Source organism: Mycobacterium branderi, from assembly GCF_010728725.1.
Lineage (GTDB): Bacteria > Actinomycetota > Actinomycetes > Mycobacteriales > Mycobacteriaceae > Mycobacterium > Mycobacterium branderi.
This window is the reverse complement of record NZ_AP022607.1, coordinates 694,739-709,198: the sequence shown is the minus strand read 5'-3', so window position 1 is coordinate 709,198 and position 14,460 is coordinate 694,739. Positions and strand designations below refer to the sequence as shown.

At 64.0% G+C, this 14,460-nt stretch carries 13 protein-coding genes and 1 pseudogene; 12 read left to right on the top strand and 2 right to left on the bottom strand.

What is annotated here, in order from left to right; all coding sequences use genetic code 11:
- Positions 1-26: 26 nt before the first annotated feature.
- Positions 27-1,109, top strand: coding sequence for a protein kinase family protein (locus G6N47_RS28395; RefSeq protein WP_163659970.1), 1,083 nt, complete (start codon positions 27-29; stop codon positions 1,107-1,109).
- Between the two features lie 65 nt (positions 1,110-1,174).
- Positions 1,175-2,242 (top strand): phosphotransferase, encoded by a 1,068-nt coding sequence (locus G6N47_RS28390; protein WP_163659968.1) that lies wholly within the window; start codon positions 1,175-1,177, stop codon positions 2,240-2,242.
- A gap of 74 nt (positions 2,243-2,316) precedes the next feature.
- Here G6N47_RS28390 and G6N47_RS28385 read toward each other — a convergent pair whose 3' ends face one another.
- Positions 2,317-2,763 carry a hypothetical protein gene (locus G6N47_RS28385; RefSeq protein ID WP_139799385.1) on the bottom strand — a complete coding sequence of 149 codons (447 nt, stop codon included), beginning with the start codon at positions 2,761-2,763 and terminating at the stop codon, positions 2,317-2,319.
- A 175-nt stretch (positions 2,764-2,938) separates the two neighbouring features.
- Positions 2,939-3,583 carry a TetR/AcrR family transcriptional regulator gene (locus G6N47_RS28380; protein ID WP_083130602.1) on the bottom strand — a complete coding sequence of 215 codons (645 nt, stop codon included), beginning with the start codon at positions 3,581-3,583 and terminating at the stop codon, positions 2,939-2,941.
- Positions 3,584-3,737: 154 nt separating this feature from the next.
- On the opposite strand from G6N47_RS28380, the gene G6N47_RS28375 reads away from it, so the two are divergent.
- The 10 genes and pseudogenes from G6N47_RS28375 (at position 3,738) to G6N47_RS28330 (ending at position 14,416) form a co-directional block, all read left to right on the top strand.
- Entirely contained in the window at positions 3,738-5,105 is a 1,368-nt protein-coding gene (locus G6N47_RS28375; protein ID WP_163659966.1) for an amidohydrolase family protein, read from the top strand.
- A 119-nt stretch (positions 5,106-5,224) separates the two neighbouring features.
- A complete protein-coding gene (locus G6N47_RS28370; protein ID WP_232080460.1) occupies positions 5,225-6,043 on the top strand; it encodes a phytanoyl-CoA dioxygenase family protein in 819 nt (272 codons plus the stop codon).
- A 69-nt stretch (positions 6,044-6,112) separates the two neighbouring features.
- The gene (locus G6N47_RS28365) at positions 6,113-6,655 is read left to right on the top strand and encodes a VOC family protein (protein ID WP_083130599.1); all 543 of its coding nucleotides are present in this window, start codon (positions 6,113-6,115) and stop codon (positions 6,653-6,655) included.
- A 1-nt stretch (position 6,656) separates the two neighbouring features.
- Positions 6,657-8,255 (top strand): annotated as a pseudogene (locus G6N47_RS28360) (class I adenylate-forming enzyme family protein); the annotation flags it as partial.
- A 114-nt stretch (positions 8,256-8,369) separates the two neighbouring features.
- Complete coding sequence (locus tag G6N47_RS28355) at positions 8,370-9,335, top strand: enoyl-CoA hydratase/isomerase family protein (RefSeq protein ID WP_232080480.1); 966 nt, start codon at positions 8,370-8,372, stop codon at positions 9,333-9,335.
- Positions 9,336-9,373: 38 nt separating this feature from the next.
- Positions 9,374-10,687 carry an amidohydrolase family protein gene (locus G6N47_RS28350; protein WP_083130598.1) on the top strand — a complete coding sequence of 438 codons (1,314 nt, stop codon included), beginning with the start codon at positions 9,374-9,376 and terminating at the stop codon, positions 10,685-10,687.
- A gap of 84 nt (positions 10,688-10,771) precedes the next feature.
- Positions 10,772-11,524, top strand: coding sequence for an SDR family oxidoreductase (locus G6N47_RS28345; protein WP_083130597.1), 753 nt, complete (start codon positions 10,772-10,774; stop codon positions 11,522-11,524).
- A 107-nt stretch (positions 11,525-11,631) separates the two neighbouring features.
- Entirely contained in the window at positions 11,632-12,198 is a 567-nt protein-coding gene (locus tag G6N47_RS28340; protein ID WP_083130596.1) for a carboxymuconolactone decarboxylase family protein, read from the top strand.
- 79 nt (positions 12,199-12,277) lie between these two features.
- The gene (locus G6N47_RS28335) at positions 12,278-13,213 is read left to right on the top strand and encodes an SDR family NAD(P)-dependent oxidoreductase (RefSeq protein ID WP_083130595.1); all 936 of its coding nucleotides are present in this window, start codon (positions 12,278-12,280) and stop codon (positions 13,211-13,213) included.
- Entirely contained in the window at positions 13,214-14,416 is a 1,203-nt protein-coding gene (locus G6N47_RS28330) for an epoxide hydrolase family protein (protein WP_083130594.1), read from the top strand.
- Positions 14,417-14,460 lie beyond the last annotated feature (44 nt).

The window sequence follows — 14,460 nt, the reverse complement described above, 5'->3', positions numbered from 1 at the left end:
TGCGCGCCTATTGGATAGGAAGGTATATGCCAGCGACGGACTATTTCCCGCTCCCGCTGACCGTCGACGAGGTGACGGCCGAGTGGCTAACGGCGGCCTTGCGCCAGCGGGCACCCGGGGTGACCATACGGGATTGCGAGGTCCTCGACGTCACTTTCACGACATGCTCGAAGATCAGATTGCGGCTGAACCGTGATGAGGCGGCCATCGCGGCGGGAATCCCCGAACTGGTCATCGTCAAGGGCGGTTTCGAAGAGCACGGGCGCGAGCTTCACCACATGCACTTGCGCGAAGTGCGCGGATATCGCGATGTGTATCCCGAGGTGCCGCTGCCACACCCCGCCTGCTACTTCGCCGATTACGATGCGCAAGCCCGCCAGGGCATCATCATCATGGAAGACCTCGTCGCCAAGGGCGTGCAGTTCTGTCACGCGACCAAACCGCAAACATACGAGCAGGTCGCCCGCCGGCTGTCTGTATTGGCTGAGTTCCACGCCAAGACGTGGGACAGCACGGAGATCAAACCCGGCGGCAAATGGGCCGACCTCGTCGATTTCTTCGACGTCATGCGCCCCTTCTTCGACAAATGCAGCTCACCTGATTACTGGGAACGCTGCATCAGCGCGCCGCGTGGAGTGGCGGTGTCAACGCGTTTCGGCGACCGGCACTGGCTGATTGACAGCTGGACCAAGGTGACGCAATACGGCCAAGCACTGCCGCAATGCGTCCTGCACGGCGACGTCCACCTGGGCAATCTCTATATCGAGGCCGACGGGACGCCCCGCTTCCTCGACACGCTGGCGAGCCGCGGGCCGGGAATGCTGGAAGTGGCATACCACGTGTCGGCGGCGATCGACGTCGCCGATCGCGCCCATTGGGAGGGCGCGCTGGTCGGCCACTATCTCGATCAGCTCAGCGCGAACGGCGTGCAAGCCCCACGCTTCGACGAGGCGATGCGCCAGTACGGCATCTTTTTGATCTATGGCCATTTCATCTGGATCACCACCGAATCGAAGTATCAGGCCGAGGCGGTGAACACGGCCAACGCCGCCAGAGTCAGCCAGGCCATGCTCGATCACGACACGATTGGTTTGATCGCCGGGCTGTGACGACGAGCCAGCGTCCCACGCCGCGCCGGTTCAGCTGTCATGTCGCCAATGACCAGGAAGGTCTCATGGGAAAAGTCGTTCCGTCCGACATACCGCTTCCGGACACACTCGGCGATCTCACCCCGCAGTGGCTGTCGTGTGCACTGTCGAGCGGGAGTCGATCAGATGTGTGCGTCACCTCAATGGAGGTTCACCCCAGCATCATTGGCACCGGAACGAAGATCCCGGTTTCGGTCACTTACGACGACACCGGTCGCGATGCCGGGTTGCCCGAGCGGCTTGTCTTGAAGGGGACGTTCGGCGGCCACGACTTATCCCCGGCGCTGTTGAACCTCCAACTACGGGAGGCCCGGTTCTATCGCGACATCGCCCCGATGCTGACGATCAATCTGCCGCGCTGCTACTTTGCGAATCTCGACGAAGCCGAGCGGCGAAGTGTCGTCGTCCTGGAGGACCTGCGCCTACGCGGCGTCGTCTTCGGCGCAATGCAGCAGCCGGTGGGCGCCGACACGGTGGCCGATCTGCTTGCCCAGCTCGCGCGCCTGCACGCCGCGACGTGGGGGAGCGCGCAGCTGGCGACGTTCGGCTCTTGGCCCGACCTGGTTCCCGAGCTGCTAACCCGGCAGGCGTGGCTGAGCTGTCTGGAGCAGCCCTACGCCGCTGCGGTACCGGCCGCGCTGCGCGACTACGAGTACACCGTTCGTGCCCTGACAGCCATGCTGGACGCCAACCGCGGATGCGCACAGTGCCTGCTGCACGGTGATGCTCACCTGGGCAACACATTTCGAGACTCAGCCGGGCGGCCGGGCCTGCTGGACTGGCAGATGGCGATGGTTGGACCGTATGCCGCTGATTTCACCGAGCTGCTGCTCAGTGCATTGACGATCGATGATCGCCGCAGGCACGAGCGGGACCTTCTCGTCCACTACCTCGATGGCCTGGCTGCATGCGGCGTCGACTCGCCGAGCTTCGATGATGCCTGGCTGTCATACCGCCAGAACGCCTTGTATCCGGTGATGTGGGTGACCGTGCCGGAAGTGATGCAACCTAGCGCTGTCACCGCGCTGGCTACCGAGCGTGCCTGCGCGGCAATCAACGATCTCGACGGGCTGGCCAGCCTCGGGCTCAACTGACCCGATGCCACGCGGACCTTGGCCCCGCCCAACGGATGTCGCAGAATCAGGTGCCGGGCAAAATCGGGATGGGGCTATGCGTTTGGCCGCCACAGCTGTTCTGTGGTGTCAACCGAAGTGACCGGTGTCCCTGCCGCCGCGAGCGCATGGAATTTGAAAGCCCGTGCCGCGCTGCTGAGTTGATGTGTCACGGCGGTGAAATCGAAATCGATATGTTCGCATGCAGTACCCCACAACGTGATGTCGGTGATACCACGCTGCAGTGCCGCGCGAAGGTTGTCTAGGGTGAGCACGCTGCAATGCAGCGCCTTCGTGGAAATCAGCAGGGCCCGCGATGTCCCGCGATCACTCGGCGCGCTATCGGACATGCTGTGAACGGAGTGAGCACCCAAGATCCTCAGTGGGCAAGGATCGACAGGCATCGACTCCATCGCAACGTCGACCTGCCAGCCGGCCATCGTGCGGTCGAATAACCACCCGCCCGCCGACCGGACGACATCGTTGAGGTCAGCTGCGATCACCGCGACCCGCGGGCGGCCACGAGCCGCTTTCGGCCACCTCACTACAGCTGCGCGGTTTTCTCGTCGTTGGGCGTCGTGCACGCGGGCGGGTTCGGTGTGATCTTGCGGCAGAGGCAATTTCATCGCTGCACCTGCACGGCCATGTTGCACCAATCCGCGACTTGTTAAGCGATGCTCACGCCTGGGCGAGCCTTGATCTGACAGGTTTGAGTGACTGGGCGTGCTCCAGGATCCGGGCTCGTGCCCGCGGCCTGGCGACAGTGAGCAAGCACAGGTCGAAGGCATGCAGCGCGCCGGCTCGTAGCTCGTCGCTGTCGATTTCACCGGCGGTCCACCGCCGCTGCAGGTGGAAAAGGACCATTCCGGCATGGTCGGCGAGCACGTCGGGGTCAAGGTCATCGCGAAGCGCACCCCGGCGAGTGGCGGCCCGGATCTCGGTGACGATCAGATCCCAACCCGTCCAGCGAAGGTTGATCTGGTTGAGCAGCCGGTCGTCCATGAGCACCGCGCGCACGACGGCTTTGGGAATATCGGCAACCACCTTGTCAATCGAGAGGGCGACAGCTTCCCAGATCCGCTCGATCGGATCGGCTGACGAGAGATGATGAACGGCAGCGTCCATGGAATCGATCGAGCGCTGGATGAGCGCGGTCAGCAGACCGTCCTTGTCGCCGAAGTGGTTGTAGAGCGTACGGACACTCACACCGGCCTCGTCTGCGAGGCGGCGCATCGACAGTTGCTCGACTCCATGCTCCTCGAGAAAGCTCCGCGCGGCATCCAGTACATGCCGGCGAGTGCGTTCCTGGGCGCGTGATGCCATGCCCACACTCTAACCAGGATTTGCACCAAGCACGCAATAATTACCACGCCGAGCTAAAAGTACAACGGTGTTGCATTTAATGCAGCGGGTGGTTAGCATCACAATGCCCACACCGGAAGACCTCCGACTGAGGTCACGACTGACGAGGGAAGGCATGGTGCAGCACCCGATCAGCTCCGACGCCGACACTTGCCCGGACGAGCCGTACATCGTCGTGTCAATCGACAGCCACGTCGGCCCGTCGGTCAAACACCAGTTGCGCCAATACTGCGAACCGAAGTTCCTCGAAGAGTTCGATCAGTTCGTCGCAGAGATGGAGCAACACGGCTTTTTCTCCTTGCGCTCCTCCGAAGCCGGCAACTCCGGCTCTGAGGAGAACTGGTCCCTGGATCAATCCCAGGCCGAAGAATTCGGCAAGACCGCCGGCATCCGCAACGCGGACCAGGTCGAGCTGGGCTTTTTGAAACGCAGTTACGACCACAGCTTCGTCACCGGTCTCCAAGACCCCGCAGCGCGCGTTGCCGACATGGACGACCAAGGCGTTGCCGCATCGGTGATCTTCCACGGAGGTCTCAACGGCGAATCGATCCCGTTCTCGACCACCGGCCTGCTCGGCTGGGGCGACTCGAAGTACAACCACCTCGAGGACCTCGGGGTGCGCATCTACAACCGGTGGCTGGCGGACTTCGTCTCGTCGGCCCCGGAACGCCACGTGGGAATCGCCCACATCCCGATCTCGGATCCGGCGGCGTGTGTGCGTGAAGTCGAATGGGCGGCCGAGGCGGGCCTGAAAGGTATCAACCTACCGGCACCGCGCGGCGACTTCCCGATGCTGAACGACCCTGTGTGGGACCCGCTTTGGTCTGCGTGCGAGGAGACCGGGTTGACGCTGAACACGCACGGCGGCGGAGGCGAACACTACCCGTACGAGGGGCAGGGCGCCCAGGCGATGTACATGATGGAGACGCTGTTTCGGACCCGCCGCGGCGTGTGGGTGATGATCCTCGGCGGGGTCTTCGAGCGGCATCCGAAATTAAAGCTGGTACTGACCGAGCAGTGGATGGACTGGGCACCCGGCGTCATGGCCAACATGGACGGGCTCTACCACAACCGAACCGGAGAATGGGTCCGCGCCGGATTGTCCCTGCCGCCATCGGAGTACTTCAAACGCAATTGCTATGTCGGGGCGAGCTTCATGTCCAACTGGGAAGCGAAGCTGGGTATCGAGCAGGATCTCACCGACCAAGTCATGTGGGGCGACGACTATCCGCACGCCGAGGGGACTTGGCCGGACACCAAAGAGGCTATCCGGTTCACGTTCTGCGACGTAGATCCGAAATACACCCGAAAGTACTTGGGCGACAACGCAATCAAGGTATACGGACTCGACCGCGACAAACTGGCAACCGTCGCGGCCAAAATCGGTCCGACACCGGAGGAAGTGGCCACGCCCTACACGCTTCCCGAGGATAAAGTCGTCGGGCTCTACGCATTCCGCACAGGGCCGGGGCGATTCATCTAGTCACCGTCGGGCACGACATGCGGGCGATCGGACCCTTTTCCCTTCCAACCTGTCGATACTGACGAGGAGACGCTGAAATCGTGACAGACGCAACCGTCGTGGAGTCGCCGTGCCGGGCGGTGACTGCCGAGGAAGTCGATCACCTACACGAATTCGGGTGGGTGAAGCTGAAGCGCTTCGTCGATCCCGACGTGGTGCGCAGGATGCTCGAGATCGCCCGCGAAAAAATGGGCGACGATGCCGACAGCAATCCGCTGGACCCGGGCGCGGGTGACGCGGCGGCTGACGGAGCGAATCAGGATCCCATCGCCTACTTCAACGTCGGTCAGAGCTCTGGCCTGACGGACCCGGTGATGCGCCCGCTGATCTACGAGGTGGGCAAGAACGCGAGGCTGCTGCAAAGGCGCAGCACGGCCGATGGCGCGGGGGTGGGCGTCAGATACTACGCAGATTACTTCGTGCCGAAGCTGCCCAGTTCCAAGCCTTCTCGGCACGGAGGAAACGGCCCCACCGCTTTTCACCAGGACTTCATCACGTTCGCCGTCGACCGCTCCGGCGGGCTGACCTTCTGGTTTCCCCTGGAGTCGTACGGACCCCAGGCGGGCACCATGTCGTTCGTGAACGGCTCGCACCGCGCCGGGGTGCTCGGCGACTACACCACCTATGGTGGCGGTGATGCTCTGGACGTCTTCCCGGAGCTTCGCGAGCTCGGCATGAGCGAGCAGATGACCTATGAACTGGGCGACATCTCGGTTCACACCCACCTCACCATCCACGGCGCGAGCGCGAACACGTTGGACCGGCCTCGGTGGGGCTACCTGCTTGCCACCCAGCCGGCCGATGTCTGCTGGAACGGCTCACCAACCCCGAATTTCGACTCGACCGCCATGACGCAGTGGCAGCCGCTCGACGACGAACGCTTCCCGTTGATCGGATGACGGTGAGGCAACGCGTCCCACATCGCTGCGCGCGAGCGGCACCAGCACAGCCCCAAGGACTTTGAAACGATGGTCACGTCGCCTTTCCCGGAATCGTTCGCCGCTCGCAGTTTCATGCAGATGTGCTGGGTGGTACCGGATCTTCAGCGCGCCATCGACTCCTGGGTACGCGACGCCGGCGTCGGACCCTTCTTCTGTTTTGACGGGGTGCAGTTCAGCCACGGTGAATACCGGGGTAGCAGCGCCGGGTTCCCGGCGGTCACGGCTGCCATCGCCTACGCCGGTGACTTACAGGTCGAGCTGGTCTGTCAGGACAACGACGAGCCCGGCATCTTCCGTGATCTGTTCTCCCGCGGGCAATCCGGCCTGCACCATCTGGCGTTGATCTGCCAGGACTACGAGGCCGAACGCGACATCTACATTGCCGCCGGGGCGGAGCTGGCATTCGAGGGCCAGCTGATGGGCAGCCGCACCTGCTGGGTGGACACCTCACCCACGCTCGGCTTCATGGTCGAGCTGCTTGAACCCAGCCCGATGCGCGACGACGCATTCGCCGCAATGCGCGCCGCCGCCCAGACGTGGGACGGCAAGCACCCGACCGCCAGCTTCTGAAATGGATGTCACCGTGTCGCCAACCACGAAAACCGTCGCCACGCCGCCGGAGATCGAACCGGTGTCAACATTTCCGAAGCTGCTCGCCCAGACCGTCGCGGCGCGCGCGGAGCACGATGCGCTGGTTGCCGCGGACGAAACACTGAGCTACCGGGAACTCGATCAGCGTTGCGCAAAGATGGCCCGGGCGCTGCTGGCGATCGGCGCCGGCAAGGGAACCCGAATCGCTCTGCTGGCGCCCGACACGGCCCTGTGGCTGACGACTTTCTACGCCGCCTTGCGCATCGGTGCGCTCGTCACACCCATCAGCACCCTGACGACACCGAGCGAGCTCGCGCAGATCCTGCGCACCAGCGACGCCCAGATCGTGATCGGCGCGCGCCGCTTTTTGAATCACGACTACGGCGAGAAACTCACCGCAGCCCTGCCCGGCGTGTGTGACGGGACGGCCGGGACGCTGCGGGTCGCCGGCGCACCATACCTGCGGTCGGTCTGGCTCGACGATGTCGCCGGGCTGCCGTGGGCACGATCGGTCGATGATCTGCTGAGTCGTGCTGATGGCCCTGACGCACCCGATGACGCGCTACTGGCGGCCCTCGAGCACGAGGTCGTTCCCGGCGACGATGCGTTCGTCGTCTACACCTCCGGGAGCACCGCCGTTCCCAAGGCTGTCATGCACGGCCAGTGGGCGGTGGCGCGCCAACCTGCGACGCTCGCAACCTATTTCGGCCTGAAGAGCACTGACCGTACCCTGTGTTTGCTGCCGGCTTTCTGGATGGGCGGCATCATGACGGCCCTGCAGGTGCTGAGCACCGGTGGGACGTTGGTGTATCCGGCCGGCCCGGACATCGACACGGTGCTCGACACGATCGGACGGTGCAACGTCACCAACATCGTGGTCTGGCATGTGTCGACCAAACTGCGGGCGGCGGCGGCCGCTCGCGGCGTCGACCTCGACGGTATCCGGGTCACCGGGGCACCGTCACGCGACGAGCACGACGAGATCATCCCGCCACACCTTCAGGCCAACCTGCTCGGGATGTCCGAGAGCTTCGGGCCGCACAGCGCCGAGCCGATCAATCACCGCCTGCCCGAGTCCAAAGCGGGCGCGTCGGGCCGCGCGGTGAACGGAATCGAACGCCGGGTCGTTGATCCACAGACCGGTGCACAGGTAGCAGTCGATGAAGTCGGAGAGCTCCAGCTGCGCGGCGGAGCGCTGATGACCGGCTTCTACAAAATGGACCGCCGCACGGTATTTACCCCCGACGGGTTCTATCCGACCGGTGATCTCGTACGGCTCGACGCCGACGGCTACGCCTACTTCGTCGGCCGGACCGGCGACATGATCAAGACCAACTCCGCCAACGTCTCGCGCCTGGAAGTCGAGGCGGCACTAAACGCGCTGCCCGATGTGGAATTATCGCTGGTGGCCGGGCTGCCCGATCCGGAGCGCGGTGAAATCGTCGCCGCCGCAGTCATTCCCGCGAACGGTTCCGCGCCCACCGAAAGCGACCTCAAAGAGGCGCTGCGCCAGACATTGTCGAGCTTCAAGGTTCCCCGCCGCATCGTGTTCGTCTCGCATGACGACGTGCCACGGACGGCGACGGGAAAGGTACGGCTCTTCGAACTTGCCGAGTTCATCGCATCGCGCATCGACATGACGCCGAATCGCGCGACCCTCAAACAACCGGAAATCGACAGGGGTGCTCAGCAATTGCCCGAAAACCGCAGCCGGCCGCCGGCAGACGAGATCGTCCGCTACCAGAAGAACCCGAAAACGAAGATCGCCACGATCACGCTCGATCGCGCCGATGAACTCAACGGGATGACCATCGATGCCGAGCATCGCTTCGCCGACCTGGTTCATCGCGCCGGCATCGATGATGACGTGAAGGTACTGGTGATCCGGGCGAACGGGCCCAATCTGGGCAGCGGCGCAGACCTGACGGAACTGCTGGACATCATGGCCGGCCGCGGCGATGTCACCATGAACCACACCGTGCGGGTGCCCGACGACGCCGACGTCAGATACCCGCCGAAAGGCTCCTATCGCCACCGGGCGTCGCACGTGCAGTTCTACACCGATCCGCGTGCAGGGATGCGCAGCCTGCAGGATTTCAAGAAGATCAGCATCTTGGAGGTGCGCGGTTACTGCTACGGCTGGCACTTCTATCAGGCCGCCGACGCCGACATCGTGATCGCTTCCGACGACTCCCTTTTCGGCCACGCCGCGTGGCGCTACGCGGGTTTCGCCGCACGCCAGTGGCAGTGGTGCACGATGATGGGCCTTCGCAAGTTCATGGAAATGGTGTTCACCGGGCGACCGTTTACCGCTCAGGAGATGTACGAGTGCAACTTCGTCAACGCGGTGGTCCCATTCAACGAGCTGGAAACGACCACGGAGAAGTACGCCCTGGCCTGTGCGCGAACCCGGCCCACCGATACGGTGTTCGCCCAAAAAACGTTCTTCGAGATCTTCAAGCAGCACCAGGGCGAGTACATGGGCAGCATCCTCACCGGCATGCTCGAGTCGACTCTCGACCAGCTCCAGCCGGACCCGGATTCGTTTGAGCTGGACGACAAGACCCGAGATCGCGGTTTGACCAATGCGGTGCGCGACAACGACGCGCAGTTTCCCCCCGAGTGGCGGCTGAGCCGGCGCGGCCGAGCGAGCGAGTAGTCCTGCCAAGACATTTCACATCGACCGAAGGGACGACGATGCTGAGACTTAACAACGCCAGGATCTTCGATGGCCGCGCAATGCTGCCGGGCACCCACAGCGTGACGCTCGACGGGAACCGCATCACGGCGATCGACGATGATTCGCAGGCAAACTCGGCAGAGGCGGTCGATGTCGGCGGCATGACCCTGATGCCCGGTCTGATCAGCTGCCACCTGCACCCCGACTTCTACAAGTTCGACATCTCCATCGCCGCCACCGAGCGGCCGGGCAAGGAGCTACCGCCCGGCGTCATGATGGCGATCGGCGTGCGCACCTGCCGCGTGCTGCTGGAAAGCGGCTTCACCGGCTACGCCGGCGCGTCGTGCGCGCACGATATCGATGCCCAGCTCAAAATGGCCATCGCCGAGGGCATCATCCCGGGTCCCCGGATTCGGGCGTGCGGGCATCACCTGGGCACCACCGGCGACATGAATAACGGTGGGCGGTGGTGGAAGCGCTACCAGACGCCGGGTACCGACGTCTGCGCTGACGGCCCCGAGGCCATGCGTGCTTTGGTCCGCGAGGAGATCAATCGCGGTGTCGAGACGATCAAAATCTTCGCCAGTGCCGGTCATGGTCAGCTGCATCGCACGACGCGCAACATGTCCCGCGATGAGATCGCGGCGATCATCAACACCGCTCATGAGCGAGGAGCGAAGGTACGCACCCATGTTTCCGATAAGGCGATGATGCTGGAGTGCATCGAACTCGGGCTCGACCTAATCGACCATGGGGATGAGATCGACGAGGAAGTCATCGAGGCGATGGTGCAGGCGGGGACCTTCTGGGTGCCGAGCCTCATCTACCCGTGGAGTCTGCTCGAAATCGGTTATGCCGCTGAGGTCGGCGTGACGCGAGAGCAGTACGACCATGTGCGAGCCATGCTGCCGGTGGCGCAGGCCGCCGGAGTCCGAATCCTGATCGGCGACGACTACAGCGGCATCTTCCGCAACCTGCTTGACGACGACCCTCTCGATCACCAGGTTGGCAACTACGGTCGCGAGTTCGCCTATTATGGTGCGATCGAAGGGCTTTCGGCGGCCGATGTGCTCAGCTGGGGCACTAGCAACGCCGGCGAGCTGCTGGTGGATCCGCCGGAGCGGGTCGGTGTGATCGAGCCGGGCGCTCTGGCCGACCTCATCGTGGTCGATGGTGATCCTCTTGCGGACCTTTCGTTGCTCGCACGCCCCAACGATGCCCTCAAGGCCGTCATCCGCGATGGCGTGCTGGTCATCGATCGACTGACTGCGCAAACGGCCGAGCGGCCCGCGAGTCCGCCACGCGCGGATCGGCAGCTGGCTCTGCATTGAGCGCCACGCCCGGTTTGTCTCGACAACAACCGATTTCGACACGCACCACCTGGTGTCGGGCCGGACGACAACAGATGAGGAGCCATGACAACCAAAGTGGGGCGCGGTATCGCCTTGGTGACCGGTGCGGGTTCTGGCATAGGTCGCGCGGCGGCAGAGGCTTTTGTACGTCGCGGCTATGCGACGGCGCTCGTCGACGTGAACAAGGAGGGGGGCCGCGAAGCCGAAGCCGAACTGCGCGAGTCGGGTGAGTGCGCGTTTTTCGGCTGTGACGTCACCGACGATGCGGCCGTGGCGGCAACCGTGGCCCAGGTTGTGGAGACCTACGGAGGCCTCAACGCCGCGTTCAATGCGGCTGGCATCGATGGCGAACATGGCAATGCCACAGCGGAATGCACCATGGAGAACTGGAACCGGGTAATCGCCGTCGACCTGACCGGCACCTGGTCCTGTATGCGCTATGAGATTCCCGCGCTCATCAAATCGGGCGGCGGTTCGATTGTGAACTGTGCATCGGTGGCCGGACTGCGGGCCGCTCCCAGCGTGCCGGCGTACACGGCCGCCAAGCACGGCGTGATCGGTCTGACGCGGGTGGCGGCACGCGAATACGGTCGGCAGGGAGTGCGTGTGAATGCGGTCTGTCCCGGCACGGTCGACACACCGATGTTTCGGCAGTCGATGTCGGCCGAGATCATCGAACAGCTGGTGTCGGCGAACCCCGTCGGCCGGGTCGCCGAGGCACACGAGATCGCCGCTGTCGCACTGTGGCTATGCGACGACGCCCCGGGCTTTCTCACCGGCGAGACGATCGCGGTGGACGGCGGCCTGTGCGCATGACCATGACCGCGCGGCCACCAGTTCGACTGCGGGGCGTGAGGCCGAACGCCGATCGCCCTGAACGTAGTTGCCGAGCATTTTCCGGCCGCCTTTTGTGAGGAGAAGCAATGTCCGCCAATGCCGCCCCGCGCACGCCGCGTATTTCCCCGATCGAGGTGGACGCACTCACCCCCGAGCAGAAATCGAGGATGGGTGGCTGGGACGAGTTGCACTTCAACCGGGTCCTCATGCACAACCCGCGCCTGTTCGACGCCTTCCTACCGCTGCTCACCAAGGTGGTCGCCCAATCGGAACTACCGCCGCACGATCGGCAGGTGCTGATCTTGCGGACCTGCGCGCTGACCGGCGAAGTGTATGAAGCCGCACACCATGTGTTGATTTCGCACGCGACCGGCTTGTCTGACGACGAAATCCGGGCGGCCCGAACAGGTGTGGGCCTGTCGCCGATCCACGACCTGCTTGCGGGTGCCGCCGGGGAGCTGGTGCGCGACTTCACGATCAGCGACAGAACGTGGAAAGCGCTGGCCGAGCACTACTCTGCGGCCGAACTGATGGAAATCGTCGCCCTGGTCGGCACCTACACCACGATGGCAATGCTCACCCGAGCGCTCGACATCCAACTCGAAGACACCGAAACCATGAAGAGCTTCACGGCGCTGCGCCAATACGTATGAACGCAGGCCGCGCGGTCAAAACTGCGGGTCGTCAGACCCAGTGAGGGCAGCGCCGCTCGGTGAGGAAAGAAAGGCACTCATGACTGAACTTCGTTTCGACGGGCGGACCGCGATCGTCACCGGTGCCGGTGGGAATCCCGGCATCGGCCGCGCTCATGCGCTCCTGCTCGCGGCACGCGGCGCCAACGTCATCGTCAACAACATCGACCGTGCGGTGGCACCGGGATATCCGAGCACTGCGTCGGCCGCCGCGGTAGCCGAGGAGATCTGCGCCTTGGGCGGTAGCGCTGTCGCGGACACCAATTCGGTTGCGACCGTGGAGGGTGCGGCCTCGCTCATCCAGACCGCAATCGAAGCTTTCGGCGGCGTCGACATTCTGATCAACAACGCCGGCATCTCGATCGCGGCCTCGTTCGAGGAGATCACCGCAGATGACATCCGGCTGCATATCGAGACCAACCTAATGGGCACCATCTGGACTTGCCGCGCCGCGTGGCCACACATGAAGGGGAAGGGCTATGGCCGGATCGTCAACACTTCCTCGGGCGCGTTCAGCGGCGCGCCGATGCTGGTCGCCTACAGCGCCAGCAAGGGCGGCATCTTCTCGTTCACCCGCGCGCTGGCCGCCGAGGGAGAGGCCTACGGCATCAAGGTCAACACCCTGAATCCCGGTGCGTTTACCCGCATGGTGGCCGCCCAGCAGCACGAGAGCTCGCCCATGTATCAGCTGTGCAAGACCAGCCTTCCGGCCGAGCTGGTGGCCCCAGTCGCGGCCTTCTTGTCGCATGAAAGCTGCCCGGTCACCGGCGACACGATCACCGGCGTCGGCGGGCTCGTCAACCGCGTCTACATCGCCGAGACCGGCGGCTTCGCCGAAAACCCGCTCACCCCCGAGACCGTCGCGGCACGCTGGGACGAGGTCATCGCCGGCACCCCGGACGACGCACTGCCGATCGCAGCCAACGATCCCCGCGAATGGGAACTCAAGCAATACGTGGCATCAGAGCACCGCTAAGTGAAGGCTGAACCGTTTGAGGTCAAAGTACCCGAGGCGGACCTTGATGATCTTCGGTTCCGCCTTGCGAATACACGCTGGGCCGACGACCTCGGCAACCGCGACTGGCGGTATGGCGTCGAGCGCGAGTGGCTCGCAGACATGCTGGCCTATTGGTGCACGGACTACGACTGGTGCGTGCACGAGCGGACCATCAACCGACTGGCGAACTTCCGGGTTGTGATCGATGGGGTGCCGCTGCACGTTGTGCACGTGCGCAGCCCCAACCCGGGCGCGGTGCCGCTGCTACTGCTGCACGGCTGGCCGTGGACGTTCATGGATTTTCAGGCGCTGATCGACCCGTTGTCGGACCCCGGTTCTCATCGCGGCCGTGTCCTCGACTCATTCGACGTCATCATTCCGTCGCTTCCGGGCTTCGGTTTCTCGACACCGCTCACACAGACGGGCCTGGCCGTGCCGCGCCTGGCGGAGCTCTTCGCAACGCTGATGACCGCAGTGCTCGGATACCAGCGCTATGCGGTGGGCGGTGGGGACTGGGGTGCGGTGATCTCCCTGCAGATCGCACACGCCCACCCGCAGCAGGTGATTGGCGCCTTCGCGACGATCCCGTTCTATCCAGGGCTCGATTTGGCCGCTATCACCGACGAGCAGTACGCATCCGATGAGCAGTGGATGCTGGCCCGCAAAGCGGAAACCCGGGATCTCATCTCCAGCCATTTCACCGTGCAGAGCCTCGATCCGCAGACACTGGCCTACGCACTCGTCGATTCGCCCGCCGGAACGGCCGCCTGGCTCTGGGAGCGCCGCCGGGCGTGGAGCGACTGCGACGGTGACCTGCTGAGCGCGTACACCCGTGACTTTCTGTGCACTCTCGCGTCGATCTACTGGCTCACCCGCACGATCGGCACATCGCTGCGAATCTATTGGGAGAGCTACCGTTTCGACCCGTTCCGACGGCTGCACGACCGGACGCCGGCGGTTGAGGTTCCGGCGGGCTTCGCCATCCACCCCAAAGAAGTCATGCTGGTGCCCCGGTCGGTGGCAGCCGCCGGCACCAACCTGCAGCGCTGGAGCCTGATGCCCCGAGGTGGTCACTTCGGGTTCGCTGAACAGCCCGGCGCGCTGGTCGAGGAGTTCCGAACCTTTTTCCGCCCACTGCGGCCGCAGATGCTGCCCGGCACGATATTTGCCACGCCGGACTAAATTTGCCACGGTGTTGCACTTTACGTCGGGATGTGGTTAGCATC